The organism is Pantoea sp. X-Soil-ISGK-355 (assembly GCF_059730805.1).
The window spans coordinates 37,205-51,520 of the sequence record NZ_AP035972.1; the positions used below are offsets into that span (position 1 = coordinate 37,205).

Below are 14,316 nucleotides of genomic sequence, written 5' to 3' on the forward strand. Positions count from 1 at the left end.
CAGCTGACAGCCAGTATCATCTGCCCGTGCCGATTCCTGCATACGGGCAATGAGCTATCCGGGAAAACGAGGAACTTATGCATCTTGTTATTATCGGTGCCAGGAATACGGGGACCAGCCTGAATCTTGTGGACCAGGCGCTGGCCAGGGGGCTGCACGTAACGGTGATCACTGCTGAACATGATGACCTGACCCATGTTTTTAAAGAAGAAGTGAATGTCGTTACTCTGACTGTTACGGCAGATAATGTCGCTAGCTATATTCAGAATGTCATCCGTAAAGACAGCGAGTATATCCGGGTTACAACAGCACATGATATGTATGCTTCGGTGGCGGCACAGGTTTCGAATCGTCTGGGTATTCCGGGACCGGATGCTGAGGCTGTCTCTCGATGTGTTTCAAAAAAGTATCAGGACGTAATTCTGAACAGCCTGGGCTGCAGGCTGGGTGCATCATGCCAGTACAACCTTGACGATGAGTTATATCAATCCCGGTTTGAACATTTTACCTTTCCCGTTGTTTTAAAGCCGGTTGAAGGGTCGGCGAGTCATGGAATAAGAAAGTGTCACACCCCGGCTGAAGTTTCAGACCACATGCAATGCCTCAGGGAAATGTATAAAGCTCTGCCTGAAATTATACCCTCTGGAGATATAATGATAGAGAGCTTTATAAACGGCCCCGAATACTGCGTTGAAATATTCGATGGCCAGTTCGCAGGTATTATGGCGAAGAAAAAAAAGGCCGGTGATTTATTTATTGAGCGGGGGTACACCTCTGAAACCGACCTCAGTGTAAAGGCCATCAGGAATATTGCTGCGCTTTGTGAGCACGTCGTAGCCACAATGAATCTCTGCTGGGGACCTGTTCATATTGACTGCATTACTGAATCCGATAATGTTCATATTATTGAAGTTAACCCCCGCATTGCGGGAAGTTTCATTACGGATATTATCCGTGATGCATGGGGTTTCGATATGGTTAACGCGCTACTTAATAAACTGAATGGTTCAGATGTTTTCTTACCAGAGAGAGCAGAACCTTCAGGATTTGCTCAGGTTATTTTTTTCCTGGACTCCGATCCTGAAATAATGAAATTCAAAGAGAGCGGTATCCTGTCTGACAAAAATATCAGGCTGTCATTTTCACCCCAGATTTTAACCAGCAGGGAACGGAGGTCTTATCTTTATCTGGTCGTGTGTTGAATTATTTTCCGGATTCGTCTGAGCGGGAACTGCAGAACGCCTGATACCTGTTTTTATAATGCGATCACTCCATGTGGTGCGACCATGTCCGGTTCTTTGCGCCTGAATATCAGTACGCCATACCTTCAGCCTAAATAAGGTAAACATTGATGAATAATATTAAGACCCACTCGAATATCAGCAAGATTCATGAAACTTCATCCCCTCACTGGAATACAGCACGTCGCTCCAGAACTAGTCAACTGAGCGTCACGGTAAACGGAGATAACAGCCTGACGGATCAGTGTGGACGTGATTTCATCCACTTCTGCACTACGTCCTATCTTGGCCTGGACTACGCGCAGGAAATTCAGCAAGGTGCCATAAAGGCTATCCAGGAACAGGCAACGCTGCGGATAGCCTGCTCAAGGAACCGCTGCCGTCTCGCTCTGCTGGATAACTATCAGAATGCGCTCAGCGATCATTTCAACGCGCAGGCCCTGGTAACGCTTTCCTGCAGCAGTGCATCAGCAGCAATGTTACCTTTACTGGCATAAGGTATTTTTAACGGCGGTATAAAGCCGTTAATGGTGTTCGACCGGTTCGCGCATTATTCAATGAATCATCTCAAAGCATTGTGCGCAGAAGAAACGTCTGTAATGACTATCGGCCATAATGACGTCACCGCTTTAGAGGACATCTGTAAAACTAATCAGCACGTTATTTACGTGGCGGATTCCTTTTACAGCATGGGTGGTATATCGCCCATCAATGAAATCGTGAGCCTTCAGAATAAGTACGGGCTTGGTCTGTTCTACGATGATTCTCATGCAATGAGCATTTCTGGCACCTGCGGTACCGGTTATGCCCGCTCTTTCTTTACTGAACTCCCTGAAAACACCTTTATTGTTGCTTCCCTGGCCAAGGCATTTGGCGCTTCGGGTGGCGTTATATTGTACGGAGATAAAAATATCACCCCGGTAATTGAGCAGTACGGCGGCCCGGTTAACTGGTCCCAGAGCCTGAATGCGGCCGGCATAGGCGCCGGAATGGCTTCACTGGCGATACACCACTCGGCATTGCTGCCCCGGCTGCAAAAAAAGCTGTCTGATAACATCCATCATTTTGATCAACTCCGCGGCACAAGAGGTGATTCGAGCCCCAGTCCGGTAAGGTTAATTCGGTGTTTGAGCGCAGAAGAATGCATCTGGCTCAGCACAAAGCTGGCAGAGGAGGGCTTCCTTACCTCTCCGGTATTTTTCCCCGTTGTACCTAAATCAAGCCCGGCAATACGGATCACCTTAAGGGCTGATATGAAGAAGGAGCAGATCAGCGCCTTTCTGGCAAAGCTGAACTCTTTGATGACAGAAAGAGAGGTGCTTAATGAAAAGCCCGTTAATTTTTAATGCCTTTGTCCTTAACTCCCTTACCCATCTTAATCCGGGCCAGTGGAAAAATCCGGACAATCACTGTGCCGGTTTTATGACTCCGGATTACTGGGAAAAGCTGGCCAGCACGCTGGAGGACGCTCTGTTCGATGGGGTTTTTTTTGCTGATGTTTTAGGCCTCCATACTCAGAAAGATGATGAGTCAGAATATTGCATGTCCAGGGGCATTCAGTTCCCTCTTCACGATCCAGCCCCGGCGGTCGCGCTTATGGCATCCGTGACGCGTAACTTATGCTTCGGCATGACCTCGTCAGTTTTTGCTGACACACCTTATCTGTTTACCAGAAAGATGAGTACGCTGGATCATCTTACCCGGGGCAGAATGGCCTGGAACATCGTCACGTCTTATCTGCCATCGGCCATGCAGGCAATGGGGCTCATCGCTCCTCTGAATCATAAAGAAAGGTACCTTTATGCAGAGGAGTACGTCTCGCTGTGCATGGAAATGTGGGCCGCCGCCCCCCGGATGAACACCATCCCGGATGACACTTTCTTTTCATCTGCAAAAAAAGTGAGATTTGAGGGGGATTATATAAAATTCTCCGGATACGGTCTGTCAGCGTACTCTCCGCAGGGCTACCCCGTTCTCTACCAGGCCGGAGCATCTGATACAGGACTCGCTTTTGCCGCTAAAAATGCAGAGTGCGTTTTCCTGGCCGGTAAGTCGGTAGAAAATACTAACCGTCTCATGTCCGGCATAATCCATAAGTTCTCAGAACGGAAGAGGCCGCGCACGTCCTACCGTATCATCCCTCAGGTAACTTTTATCACGGCAGAAAATAACAGAGTCGCTCAGCAGAAGTATGAACATATGCTGCATTTTGCAGATATAAAGGGTGCGGAGATTTTAGCTTCTGCCTGGCTGGGTATTGATCTGACCGACCAGGATCCACTCCGCCCGCTGGCTTCCTTTCAGTCAGAGGCCATTCAGTCATTTGCTGAGCAGTTTACAGTATCAGGTCACAGTAAATGTCCCGAAACTGTCGGCGAGCTGATCCGGCGTGCGGCTGTCGGAGGACTGGGGTGCTTTATGGTGGGCGGTCCTTCAGAACTGGCTGATAAAATTGTTACTTTACAGCAAAACGGCGCGGACGGGTTTAACCTGCCCAGCATAGTGAACTCCGGAACTTATGAGGATTTTATAGGCTATTTAATCCCGGAACTGAAGAACAGAGGCGTGTATAAAACTGAATATTCAGAAGGAACGTATCGGGAAAAAATATTCGGCGCTTAAAAATTAATATATTCATCAAGTTAACGCCTGAGATTCAGAACTTGCAGTTCTGATCTGAGACGAAAAATACTTTCGGACCCCATCAGGACAACAAACTCTACAATTCGAACAGTAAAAACGCCGTTTATGCGGCTTTTCCTGTCCTGATCATTTCTCATGCATAGTGAGCCTCCATATATCCGGGGTTGCCTTGGCTGTTCATGCCGCACTGGCAAAGCATTTACTCCCTAAAGTTACCTTCAATTTTACTAAAACGACCCTCAGCAAAAAATATCTCTCGGGATCCGCTTCTGCCTTTTTTCGGATCTTCGATAAAAAGAGACAAATCAGAATATGTGATGCATATACATATGTCCTGCATCTGCATATACTTAACAGATGCATATGCTTTACATCTGCATATACATTGCATATGCTTTATCTATGCAGCGCTGTTCTGCCACAAAAAATAGCCGGTATCGGCACAGTGTCGGAAATCCGACCGGAAGGAGTAACCATGAGAACCGTATCCATTTTTAAAAACGGCAACAATCGCGCCATTCGTCTTCCTCGTGACATGGATTTTGAAGGAGTGAGCGAACTCGAAATCATCCGGGAAGGGGACAGCATCATCCTGCGTCCCGCCCGGCCGACCTGGGGCTCATACCTTGAACTCGAAAAGGCCGATCCGGACTTTATGGCAGAGCGCGAAGACGTTGTCAGCGACGAAGGACGATTTAACCTGTGAACACAACCTATATGCTGGATACCTGTATCTGCTCGTTCATCATGCGCGAGCAGCCGGAAGCCGTACTGAAGCGCCTGGAGCAGGCAGTGATGCGCGGCCACCGCATCGTGGTGTCGGCCATCACCTACTCAGAGATGCGCTTCGGCGCCACCGGCCCGAAGGCCTCGCCGCGACACGCACAGCTGGTTGACGCGTTCTGCGCCCGGCTCGATGCCGTCCTGCCCTGGGATCGCGCCGCGGTGGATGCCACCACGGAGATTAAAGTGGCGCTGCGCCAGGCCGGGACATCGATCGGCCCGAACGATACGGCGATTGCCGGGCACGCCATCTCGGCTGGCGCCGTGCTGGTGACGAACAATACGCGGGAATTTGCGCGTGTTCCGGATCTGGCTCTGGAAGACTGGGTATATTAAACCCGGGTATGAATTGCAGGATATTAAAAGAATGAATGAACTGAAAATTGACAATCCGGCTCAACGATTACTGGATATTCTTTAAGCAGGAAAAACACAAAAACGGGACCAAAACTGTCGCTTGGTATGGGTCTTTCTGCTGCAGGCTCAGAAAAATAATGAGCAGCATCTTCTTTCCCGCCTGGCTATGCTCTGCCTAATCACATCTGTCAGGTCGATAACCTTCCGTTAAACCCGAACGGAAAGACTGATGAGCATGCACTACGTAAGCATTATGAATTTGCGCTCGAAGAGAAAAACCTGCGCCTGCTGGCCAGACGCATCAAAGCTTACGCGTTTCCGTCACACTACACACTTGGAGACCTGCATCTCACATCCCTGGAAATTGTTGAACTGATAATTGAGCTCGAAATGGCCTACGCGGTCAGGTTACCTGCACCGGATAAAAAACAATTGCTGCATACCCTGGCTAAAGAGTGTGAAACATTACCCACCACTGCCGTTGCGCACTCTGCAGGAAGCCCTCTATTACCGACTTTCAGCCGCACACTACCCTCGCAGGGATACTACTGTGACAATTATTTCAGATACCAGATACGTCGGGATGCGGTGTCCGTGACGCTACAGTTTCCAGAGGGATATCTCATAGAATCGCTGAGAAAAGGCATAAGGGACCTGCTCTGCTTTGTTCCTTCACTGTATCTCAAAATCCGGGAGCAGGATGGTGAATTCTGGCAATACGATGCCCCCGCTCTGGACGAAGTAGATCACTATGAATTGGAAGATTCTTCAACAAGTATACTGTCGAAGGATTTTGATTTTGAAGCGGGCAAGCTGTTCTATTTCCAGCTAAAAAGTGGAAATAAGGGCCCTCAACTCACGTTGCACTTCGCGCACGTAATTGTGGATGGTTATTGCTCCTTAACAATGATAACTGTCTCTGACATCTTATGTATCAGTCATAGCACCATATCCTGGCCCGGACTGACTCGATCAACATTTCGATAGTAAGAGGGATGGCCTCGCGTGGGTTTTCTGGATAGTAGAGGCTAAAATTCACCTGGTCAGAATCCATTGCAAACGCATCGAAGACGTTCTGAAGGCATTCCGCAGCATCTTCAGGGTCCAGCTTCATGTCCAGATTGAGCGACGTCTCTGGCGTGAGTGTTTTTTTCCGGAACGTCAGCAGTGAGCGACCGTTCCACGGCTCAATGAGTGCCATTACGCGTGTCTGGGTGTCATCTACCATAACTTATCCTCCCCGCGGGCGATGGCATTATTCAGTCTGACTGAATTGAAACTGATATTGGCAACGTCTCTGGCCAGAATCACCCAGCCCACTACGTGTATCGCCCGTCCGACAAAGGTGCTGAGCTTATGCGTAAAAGAATACGCGCGGTCCGGGGCGGGTATCCCCCTACGATGGTTGGCAGCTGAATGCCGAAGGGAAACTTGGCTTTAGGGAACACCCTGCGTGCTGCCCGTGAGGCATAGGAGGTTCCCTTGAGAGCATCGCGCGGTTTGGTGCGGGTAGTCAGGACATTACGTCCGGACAGAATGGCCACGATCGCGCCGAAATCATCAATCCCCAGCTGTTCGGCGACTTCTTCACAGAAAATCATGATAAATAGCTCACCGGCGGTGAGGTTGGGTCTTCCTGCGTAGAAATAGGTGTTATTGAGTTCTTCAGTCGTGTCCACTGCCAGCTCCTGCAGGTTCAGCTTCATTTATCGTCCTGACGCTTCTTGAACAATACCTTCCGCGTTCAGGCCTGACAACCAGTCAGGCACAGGATAAACAGATAAGGTACTTCAGCCATATCTCCCTGCAGTTAAAAGACACCAGTGTCAGGCGCAGGGAAATGCAGGCATGTCTGACTTCGCAGCAGCATCCCAGTACCACCAACGGCCGGGCCCAAATTCCGCATCATAGTGAGAGGTTTTTACCTGCCTGCGCTGCAGGTACTCTGGCAAGTTCATGCCGAACACTTCCATCGGAAGCGCATCCACGCCAGGAACGTCCTTGAGCACAAAATCCGGAAACACATCTTCTTCACCGTCGTAGCGCAGAGGCTTGATAAAGGCGCGTTTTTCCTGCCACAGTTTTTCTTCCACAGCCCCCTCATAGCCGGAATCCAGCTGAATAAAGCGTGGGCTGACCGTCATCAGCGCCACATCAATCACGATAATGCAGCTGGTCGGCCGGCTACGCCCGTCTGTTTGCGTGAACGATGTTTCCGGCGGCTCTGTTTCAGCGATAATCACGACTTTCATCCCCCTGCGCCAGTCGCCAGGCTCGCGGCTAAAGCTACGCTCCAGGCGGTGACGAACGTCTTCAGGCAGAACCAAATCTGGAAAACCAGAAAACAGTCCCAGCGGCAGTATAGTCTTCCGTCGTGCTTCACCGGCTTCACTCCAGCCTGCACAGAAACGATGATACGTCGCCATTTGTTCTTTCCGGCCGCTCTCAGGTGTTCCCGGTTAGCGATAACCTGCGGCGTATCTTTCATGACCATGAGCAGCAGAGATTCTTCCAGCTGAACGCGACCAATGCGAATCCGGGCAGCCGTCTGCTGCAGGCGCCAGCTCACCCAGCCAGTGCCGCCGCAGTCGGCTTATTGGTGAAACTGTATGCTGTCATAATGAGACTTCTTTCAGCACCATCAATAGGTTCAGACACTATTTTTAATGCATCTCTTTCAGCCGTAAACGGTAAACCCACGCTGATTTCAGGTGCTGAGGAATAAGGCAAGGCGGGCGCAGCAATAATGATGACCAGCGCGAAATTATTCGAATAATAAGATAAACACGCTCACCAGAAATCAGCGTTTCAGCAACTGCTGGCAGAGAAGATTATCCTGCGCGGCGCGCTGTTGCTCATCGGCCTTCAGTTGCTCCCAGCGAGCAATCACACTGCGCCCCAGCCGCGGTTTATAGGCTATTTTCTGCAGCGCATAGTCAGAATTACCGCCTTCAATAACATTTCGCATCTGCTGGTCGAGGGGCTGCTTACTATCATGATCAATCGCGCACAACACCGCGACGTAATACGCCTTATCTTCCTCGCTGTCGTGTGGGATAAACCACCAGGCGGCCAGGGCGAGGATCAGCAGCAGGGGCAGGGTATATTTTACTTTAGCCATTTTAGTCACCGGTTGAGTGCCGTTAAGTCAGCCGGGTATGGCCAGACGCAGGGCGCGTATCCTGCCACAATTTCTGCTCACCGTTAACCTTGTTCATCCCCTGTTGAGGCAATGTTCAGTTTGCTGGCGCTTCAATCAGCGTCGTACTGATTTGCGCACCCGGCATCATCTGCTGTAATCCCGAAACCAGATCGTTGCTGGCCTGTTGCAGCGCGGAAAGCGGCATAGCGGGCAGACTTTCCAGAATGAACCACATCTGCTGCGCGCTGGCATCCAGTCGGGTGCGCACGCCCTGACGCCAGTTCCAGCGGCGACAGGTTACGCCCTGATCGTCGCGCCAGATTACTTCGCCTGGTTCCGGTAACTCATAAACGACTTCGCCCTCTTTAACGGTATCGAAACGTTCACTGCCGTAAGCAATCACCAGACGTGGTTTGCCAGCATAGGCCGCGATATTTTCACCCCCGACCGGCAGCGCATAACGAATGCTGATGGCGTTATAGAGATCGACAACCGGATCGATAGCGGGCAGTGTGCCATCCCGCAGCACGCGCTTACGCAATGCTTCAGCCGAACAGGGCGTACGTTTCGCTTTGGCACCAAAGGCTTTAAACACCTCAGCCCAGGCGGCGAGATGTGCGTCTGCCCACGGCGCATCATCATTTAATACCTGCTGGCATGCGCTCCTCAGTGCTTCGCTGGCAACTTCTGGTCGGGTAATCGGTGTGGCTTCCACCGCAATGCTCATGGCACGAAAGCCAGGAGCGAGTGTGAAAATAGCCGGATCGATTGACGGATGAACAGATAACATTGAATACTCTCTCAGTGACTAATTTATTTCATAGTAATGACCGATGACCAAAAAAGTCAATATAACGACCGATGCCGGAGCTGATGTCGCCACTGTCAATCAGGCTGTTTCAGACCGCATAAAAAGCTGGCGCAAAAGCCAGAAACTCTCGCTGGATGAGTTATCCCGCCGGGCAGGCGTCAGTAAAGGGATGCTGGTGGAGATCGAAAAGGGTGCCGCCAATCCCAGCATCGCCATTCTGTGTAAGGTGGCTGCCGCACTGGGCGTCTCGGTAGCGGATATCGTTAGGATCTCGCATGCACCTGACGTCTGGCTGATTGAAAACAGCGAAATGCCCGTGCTGTGGCACGGTGAGCAGGGCGGGAGTGCGCAGCTGCTGGCCGGCACCCGTGGGCCGGATATGATCGAGCTATGGCGCTGGCAGATGTTTGCAGACGAGGTGTTCAGTTCCACCGGGCACTCGTCGGGCACGCTGGAATTGCTGCACGTCGAGCAGGGCATGCTGGCTCTAACCGTGGGTGAGCAGACGCTGATGGTTCAGCAGGGCTGTGCGGCGGTGGCCCGTACCGATATGCCCCATGCCTATGCCAGTGCCGATGACCAGCCCGTTATCTTCACCATGACGGTGGCGGAACTGCAGCGCTGACGGCGTTTTTATTCGGCTGTCGCTTCGCCGGGAAAGGCAAGCAGCAGCGTTTTCAGCAACCCCTCCAGTTCGGCGCGCTCTGATGCGGCCAGCGGTGCCAGCACCGCCTCCTGAATTGCGGTATGTGCACGAAGTGCCTGCTCAATCTGTTGCTGCCCGTGTGGTGTCAGCCCAACCAGCATGCTGCGCTTATCCTCTGGCGCAGCAACACGTTCAATCAGGTGCTGCTGCTCCAGCCGGTTCAGGCGATTTGTCATTGCGCCGGAGGTCACCAGCAGTGACTGGTAGAGCTGCGTGGGTGACAGCCGATAAGGGGATCCCGCCCGTCGCAGTGTCGCCAGCACATCAAATTCCCCCTCCTGAAAACCAAACGGCGCCAGTGCCTCACTGCGCGCTTTAGCCAGATGTTTCATCAGCCGCAGCACTCTGCCGAAAATACGCATGGAAGCGGTATCCAGGTCGGGCATCGCGTCGTCCCACTGGCTGACAACGAAATCAATATGGTCATGCATAAATCACCTTTAAATACTGTGGTTATTTTGTCGGGTTGTGCGCAGCCTCTTAACACCAGGGGGAATTTATCTTAACGTTAAGATAAATGATGACAGCCCGTTGCTGTCGTCGTCAATCCTCTGTTAAGGCGTCAATGATGAAAAATAAGGTGTTGTTCCCCATTCTGTTTGCCGTGATCGCTTTTCTTATCGGGCTGAACCTGCGCCCAATGCTGGCGATTATCGGCCCGCTGTTCCCGGTGTTGCAACTGCAGGCCGGGCTGTCGGCGACGACGTTCAGTCTGCTGACCACGTTGCCGGTGGCGATGATGGGGCTGGCCGCACTCTCTGGCCCGTGGCTGATTGCCCGCATCGGGCCGGTAAGGGGAATCGCCGCCGGTTTGCTCTGTCTGACTGTCGCTTGCCTGTGGCGCGGCGTTACGCTTACTCCCTCTCAACTGCTGCTCACCGCGCTGGCGGGGGGCGCAGGCATTGGCGTGATACAGGCGCTGATGCCCGCTCTTATCCGGCAACGCTTTGCTGAAGCAGCGGCGACGCTGATGGCGCTGTTCAGCACGGGCATTATGGCGGGCGCGGCACTGACTGCAGCCGGTGCTGACCCGCTGTTTTCATGGCTGGGCCTGCAACCCGCGCTGGCCCTTTCCGGCGGATTAACGCTGGCAACACTGCTGATCTGGCTGACTTTAGTCAGGCGATCGCCGCAGGTGAGCGTGCCCTCTGATGCAGCGACGATGTCCGTGCGGCTTACCCTGTTGCTGATGCTCTTTTTCGGCATTGGCACGGGTGCTTATACGTTAGTGCTGGCCTGGCTGCCGCCATTCTATATTCAACTGGGCTGGAGTGCTCGCCACAGTGGCTATCTGCTCGCGGCCCTGACGTTAACCGAAGTGGTGGCAGGATTCATCATCTCCGCGATGTTACATAGCTTTCCCGATCGCCGTCCGCTGCTGCTCGGCGTGCTGGGCCTGTTGTTGCTGGGGCTGCTGAGTCTGGTCTTTTACCCGGGTACGATGCCGATACTCTCTTCACTGTTACTGGGTACGGGCATCGGTGCGCTCTTTCCGCTGTCGCTGATCGTTACGCTGGATCATGCACGCAGTGCCAGAGAAGCGGGCATTCTGCTGTCACGTGTACAGGGTGGCGGATACCTGATTGCGGCTCTGATGCCGCTGCTGGCAGGCTGGGTGCGTGATAGCGGAACGTCAATGACTCAGGCTTGGCTGATCATGAGCGCTGGCGTGGTGGTACTGATGGTGATTGCCTGGCGCTTCAGACCGCAGAACCGCGCAGCCTGAATAAAGCCGTTGCCGATCAATGGCGATCTGGCATGCTGGAATAAAATCCCTGAACCCGGAGTGCATTGTGAAAGTGATTGGTCTGTTAGGCGGCATGTCGTGGGAGTCTACCGCGCTCTATTACCGCATTCTCAATCAGCAGGTTAAACAGCAATTGGGTGGCCTGCACTCAGCGGAGCTGGTGCTCTGGAGCGTCGACTTTCAGCGCATAGAGCAACTTCAGACTGCGGGCGAATGGCAGCAGGCGGGCGAGATTCTGGCTGAAGCGGCTCGTAATCTGGAACGCGCTGGTGCGCAGTTCATCGTGCTCTGTACCAACACCATGCATAAAGTGGCGGCGCAAATCAGTGCCGCAACAGATATACCGCTGCTGCATATTGCCGATGCCACCGGACGTCGCATTCAGCAGGCCGGTATACGTAAGGTCGGATTACTGGCGACGCGCTTCACTATGGAGCAGGATTTTTATCGCGGGCGTCTTCAACAGCAGTTCGGTCTTGAGGTGATGACGCCCAATGAAGCGGATCGTCTGTTTGTGCATAAGGTGATCTACCATGAGCTGTGCCTGGGCGAAATCAATCCCTCGTCGCGTCGTCGCTACAGGGAGATTATGCAGTCACTGGTGGCGCAGGGGGCTGAGGCCATTATTCTGGGCTGCACTGAAATTACTCTGCTGGTTGATGCCACCGATGCCAGCGTGCCGCTGTTTGATACCACCCTAATCCACGCGGAAGAGGCCGTTATCCAGGCTCTGACTTAACGCTTATCCTCAATAGGGGAATCGCATGAAAATAGACAATCTGCCGTTTGGCCTGACGCAGTGGGATCAGGTGGAAGAGACAATTCATCCCGGCGAACAGGGACAGGCGACGTGGCGAACCATGAAATTTAACGACATCCGGGTTCGCATGGTCGACTACTCGCCAGGTTATGTCGCCGACCACTGGTGCACTAAAGGTCATATTCTGCTCTGCATGGCGGGTGAGTTGCATACTGAACTGGCTGATGGCCGCCGTTTCGTGCTGACTCCGGGCGTCAGCTATCAGGTCGCGGATGAGGCTGAACCGCATCGTTCTTTTACAACGACAGGTGCGCAACTCTTTATCGTCGACTGAATTAGCAATCCGCTTTTGCAAGGCTTGCCCGCTGGTGGATCATCGCGCCGTTGACACTTTTAAAAGTAAACTGAATCTGCTTTATAAAAATCAGCAAAATTAATGGCTTATTTCATCAGAGTTATCTGGTTCTGACAGGAATTATTTCCATCAGGTTGTATGCTTGAAGCCTTATAAGAACGTTTTGCATTCACCTGATGTGGGGAAGCCTGTGCTGATAAAAAAGAAGAAAGTTCGTTCACATACTGAAGACCGACTGCTGGCGCTGGTGCTGGCGACCACCGCCGGCATCCTTAATGCCATGGCGCTGGGGGCGTTTGGATTTTTCCCATCGCATATGACCGGTAACACTTCGCAGATATCTCAGGAAGTCACCACCAGCGATCTTCACACTATGCTGTTTTTGATGGCGCTGATTATTGCCTTTGTACTGGGCTGTACCGTTGCCCGGCTGGCGGTAGTGGTGGGGATCAGGCATAAGTTACGCACCATTTTCTGTCTGATTATTCTGGCGGAAGGTGCGGCGCTGACGGCGGCGTCGATCTTTGAGCTGATGTTCTACCGGCCAAGCTTTAACGGGGAAGTTCTGATAATGCTGGGCTTTTTGATGGGAGTGCATAATGCAACCTCGACACAGCTCTCCAATGGCCGCGTCAGATCGACCCACATTACCGGTACGCTGACCGATGCAGGCATAGCGCTGGGGTCGTGGATTTTTGCGCATACGTCTCATGCTGTGCATCTGGAAACCGACGACCGTCGCTTCTTCCAGAAGGTTCTTCACACCCATCTGACGACGGTGTTCTCCTTCCTTAGCGGCTGTATTGCCGGATTGCTGCTGTTTAAAAGCTATGGGTTTAACGCGATGGTGGGACTGGGCGTGTTTCTGATGCTGGTAGCACTGACGGCTATCGCCGTCACCGTCCAGCGCACCCGCAGAAGCCTTTACTGATATTCCGGCCCGCTGCACATCGCGCAGCGGGCCGGTTGTTTACTGCTGTGTGCGGGTTGGCCGCACGACAATCTCGTTTACATCCACCTCTTCAGGTTGCTCAATCGCATAGCGCACGGCGCGGCCAATGGCATCCGGTTGTAGCGCGATAGCGCGATAATGCTGCATCGCCTCGGCAGCTGTCGGGTCGGTAATGGTTGAGGTCAGCTCGCTCTCGACCACACCGGGATGGACACAGGTCACCCGCAGCTGACTATTCTCCTGCCGTAAACCGTCAGAAATCGCCCGCACCGCAAACTTGGTGGCACAGTAAACTGCCGCAGTAGGTGACACGGCCAGCGCACCAATTGATGCGATATTGATGATGTGTCCGCGCTGGTGGCCCAGCATGGTCGGCAGCACCGCCGCGATGCCATAGAGTACCCCTTTGATGTTTACATCGATCATCTGATCCCACTCTTCGACCCTGAGCGATGCCATCGGTGATAGCGGCATAATACCGGCATTATTGATCATCACATCAACCCGTCCCCACTTCTCCAGCGCAAACGCCACGAACTGCGCCACCTGTTCGCGGCGCGTAACGTCCAGCGCTTTGATCGCCACCTCTGAACCACTAAACCGCAGCTCCTCAGCCAGGGCGGCCAGACGGGTTTCGCGCCGCGCGCCCAGTAACAAAATGGCATCGGTTTTTGCCAGTTCACGCGCGATGCCTGCACCGATGCCGCTTGAGGCACCGGTAATTAAAATCACTTTCTTCGTCATTTTGTCTCTCCAGTCAGCTTGTCACTGGCGATCATACGGCGGCTGCATTATAAAGATAATCCATCAAACGTTTTA

17 protein-coding genes and 1 pseudogene are annotated in these 14,316 nt (G+C 52.5%); 11 read left to right on the plus strand and 7 right to left on the minus strand.

Annotation, left to right across the window (positions count from 1 at the left end):
* Positions 1–77: 77 nt before the first annotated feature.
* The 6 genes from AC6I8J_RS18830 (at position 78) to AC6I8J_RS18855 (ending at position 5,003) form a co-directional block, all read left to right on the plus strand.
* A complete protein-coding gene (locus AC6I8J_RS18830; RefSeq protein ID WP_497825661.1) occupies positions 78–1,202 on the plus strand; it encodes an ATP-grasp domain-containing protein in 1,125 nt (374 codons plus the stop codon).
* A 149-nt stretch (positions 1,203–1,351) separates the two neighbouring features.
* On the plus strand, positions 1,352–1,738 hold the full coding sequence (locus tag AC6I8J_RS18835; RefSeq protein ID WP_497825662.1) for a hypothetical protein: 387 nt from the start codon (positions 1,352–1,354) through the stop codon (positions 1,736–1,738).
* Positions 1,739–1,741: 3 nt separating this feature from the next.
* Entirely contained in the window at positions 1,742–2,587 is an 846-nt protein-coding gene (locus tag AC6I8J_RS18840) for an aminotransferase class I/II-fold pyridoxal phosphate-dependent enzyme (protein ID WP_497825842.1), read from the plus strand.
* Complete coding sequence (locus tag AC6I8J_RS18845) at positions 2,565–3,863, plus strand: NtaA/DmoA family FMN-dependent monooxygenase (RefSeq protein WP_497825663.1); 1,299 nt, start codon at positions 2,565–2,567, stop codon at positions 3,861–3,863. The genes AC6I8J_RS18840 and AC6I8J_RS18845 overlap by 23 nt, the downstream gene beginning before the upstream one ends.
* 496 nt (positions 3,864–4,359) lie before the next feature.
* Positions 4,360–4,590: a type II toxin-antitoxin system VapB family antitoxin gene (gene vapB, locus AC6I8J_RS18850; RefSeq protein ID WP_110332107.1), complete on the plus strand. Its 231-nt coding sequence runs from the start codon at positions 4,360–4,362 to the stop codon at positions 4,588–4,590.
* Entirely contained in the window at positions 4,587–5,003 is a 417-nt protein-coding gene (locus tag AC6I8J_RS18855) for a type II toxin-antitoxin system VapC family toxin (RefSeq protein ID WP_161736537.1), read from the plus strand. The genes vapB and AC6I8J_RS18855 overlap by 4 nt, the downstream gene beginning before the upstream one ends.
* Positions 5,004–5,958: 955 nt before the next feature.
* Here the strand turns inward: AC6I8J_RS18855 and AC6I8J_RS18860 are convergent.
* The 5 genes and pseudogenes from AC6I8J_RS18860 to AC6I8J_RS18880 form a co-directional block, all read right to left on the minus strand.
* On the minus strand, positions 5,959–6,252 hold the full coding sequence (locus AC6I8J_RS18860) for a DUF1493 family protein (protein WP_222925613.1): 294 nt from the start codon (positions 6,250–6,252) through the stop codon (positions 5,959–5,961).
* A pseudogene (locus AC6I8J_RS18865) lies at positions 6,246–6,703 on the minus strand (STM2901 family protein). The gene AC6I8J_RS18860 and the pseudogene AC6I8J_RS18865 overlap by 7 nt, the downstream one beginning before the upstream one ends.
* 147 nt (positions 6,704–6,850) lie before the next feature.
* Positions 6,851–7,450, minus strand: coding sequence for a DUF1173 family protein (locus AC6I8J_RS18870; protein ID WP_497825664.1), 600 nt, complete (start codon positions 7,448–7,450; stop codon positions 6,851–6,853).
* Between the two features lie 374 nt (positions 7,451–7,824).
* Complete coding sequence (locus tag AC6I8J_RS18875) at positions 7,825–8,145, minus strand: hypothetical protein (RefSeq protein ID WP_161736540.1); 321 nt, start codon at positions 8,143–8,145, stop codon at positions 7,825–7,827.
* 115 nt (positions 8,146–8,260) lie between these two features.
* Positions 8,261–8,956 (minus strand): B3/B4 domain-containing protein, encoded by a 696-nt coding sequence (locus tag AC6I8J_RS18880; protein WP_497825665.1) that lies wholly within the window; start codon positions 8,954–8,956, stop codon positions 8,261–8,263.
* A 43-nt stretch (positions 8,957–8,999) separates the two neighbouring features.
* On the opposite strand from AC6I8J_RS18880, the gene AC6I8J_RS18885 reads away from it, so the two are divergent.
* The gene (locus tag AC6I8J_RS18885) at positions 9,000–9,602 is read left to right on the plus strand and encodes a helix-turn-helix domain-containing protein (RefSeq protein WP_497825666.1); all 603 of its coding nucleotides are present in this window, start codon (positions 9,000–9,002) and stop codon (positions 9,600–9,602) included.
* A gap of 8 nt (positions 9,603–9,610) precedes the next feature.
* On the opposite strand, the gene AC6I8J_RS18890 is transcribed toward AC6I8J_RS18885, so the two are convergent.
* Complete coding sequence (locus AC6I8J_RS18890; RefSeq protein WP_161736543.1) at positions 9,611–10,114, minus strand: MarR family winged helix-turn-helix transcriptional regulator; 504 nt, start codon at positions 10,112–10,114, stop codon at positions 9,611–9,613.
* A 137-nt stretch (positions 10,115–10,251) separates the two neighbouring features.
* Between AC6I8J_RS18890 and AC6I8J_RS18895 the strand changes: the two genes are divergently transcribed.
* From AC6I8J_RS18895 to AC6I8J_RS18910, 4 genes are all read left to right on the plus strand, one after another.
* Entirely contained in the window at positions 10,252–11,409 is a 1,158-nt protein-coding gene (locus tag AC6I8J_RS18895) for an MFS transporter (protein ID WP_497825843.1), read from the plus strand.
* Between the two features lie 67 nt (positions 11,410–11,476).
* Positions 11,477–12,169 (plus strand): aspartate/glutamate racemase family protein, encoded by a 693-nt coding sequence (locus AC6I8J_RS18900; RefSeq protein ID WP_161736544.1) that lies wholly within the window; start codon positions 11,477–11,479, stop codon positions 12,167–12,169.
* Positions 12,170–12,194: 25 nt separating this feature from the next.
* On the plus strand, positions 12,195–12,524 hold the full coding sequence (locus AC6I8J_RS18905) for a DHCW motif cupin fold protein (RefSeq protein ID WP_135911024.1): 330 nt from the start codon (positions 12,195–12,197) through the stop codon (positions 12,522–12,524).
* Positions 12,525–12,735: 211 nt separating this feature from the next.
* Complete coding sequence (locus AC6I8J_RS18910) at positions 12,736–13,476, plus strand: YoaK family protein (protein ID WP_161736545.1); 741 nt, start codon at positions 12,736–12,738, stop codon at positions 13,474–13,476.
* Between the two features lie 39 nt (positions 13,477–13,515).
* Here the strand turns inward: AC6I8J_RS18910 and AC6I8J_RS18915 are convergent, their stop codons facing one another.
* Complete coding sequence (locus AC6I8J_RS18915; protein ID WP_497825667.1) at positions 13,516–14,241, minus strand: SDR family oxidoreductase; 726 nt, start codon at positions 14,239–14,241, stop codon at positions 13,516–13,518.
* Positions 14,242–14,316 lie beyond the last annotated feature (75 nt).

What these genes read in the sequence shown, in the direction of transcription:
- AC6I8J_RS18835 (WP_497825662.1), top strand. Translation starts at nt 1,352, where the DNA reads ATGAATAATATTAAGACCCACTCGAATATCAGCAAGATTCATGAAACT.
- AC6I8J_RS18890 (WP_161736543.1), bottom strand. Translation starts at nt 10,114, where the DNA reads ATGCATGACCATATTGATTTCGTTGTCAGCCAGTGGGACGACGCGATG.
- AC6I8J_RS18885 (WP_497825666.1), top strand. Translation starts at nt 9,000, where the DNA reads ATGACCAAAAAAGTCAATATAACGACCGATGCCGGAGCTGATGTCGCC.
- vapB (WP_110332107.1), top strand. Translation starts at nt 4,360, where the DNA reads ATGAGAACCGTATCCATTTTTAAAAACGGCAACAATCGCGCCATTCGT.
- AC6I8J_RS18895 (WP_497825843.1), top strand. Translation starts at nt 10,252, where the DNA reads ATGAAAAATAAGGTGTTGTTCCCCATTCTGTTTGCCGTGATCGCTTTT.
- AC6I8J_RS18830 (WP_497825661.1), top strand. Translation starts at nt 78, where the DNA reads ATGCATCTTGTTATTATCGGTGCCAGGAATACGGGGACCAGCCTGAAT.
- AC6I8J_RS18915 (WP_497825667.1), bottom strand. Translation starts at nt 14,241, where the DNA reads ATGACGAAGAAAGTGATTTTAATTACCGGTGCCTCAAGCGGCATCGGT.
- AC6I8J_RS18860 (WP_222925613.1), bottom strand. Translation starts at nt 6,252, where the DNA reads ATGGTAGATGACACCCAGACACGCGTAATGGCACTCATTGAGCCGTGG.
- AC6I8J_RS18880 (WP_497825665.1), bottom strand. Translation starts at nt 8,956, where the DNA reads ATGTTATCTGTTCATCCGTCAATCGATCCGGCTATTTTCACACTCGCT.
- AC6I8J_RS18845 (WP_497825663.1), top strand. Translation starts at nt 2,565, where the DNA reads ATGAAAAGCCCGTTAATTTTTAATGCCTTTGTCCTTAACTCCCTTACC.
- AC6I8J_RS18870 (WP_497825664.1), bottom strand. Translation starts at nt 7,450, where the DNA reads ATGGCGACGTATCATCGTTTCTGTGCAGGCTGGAGTGAAGCCGGTGAA.
- AC6I8J_RS18905 (WP_135911024.1), top strand. Translation starts at nt 12,195, where the DNA reads ATGAAAATAGACAATCTGCCGTTTGGCCTGACGCAGTGGGATCAGGTG.
- AC6I8J_RS18875 (WP_161736540.1), bottom strand. Translation starts at nt 8,145, where the DNA reads ATGGCTAAAGTAAAATATACCCTGCCCCTGCTGCTGATCCTCGCCCTG.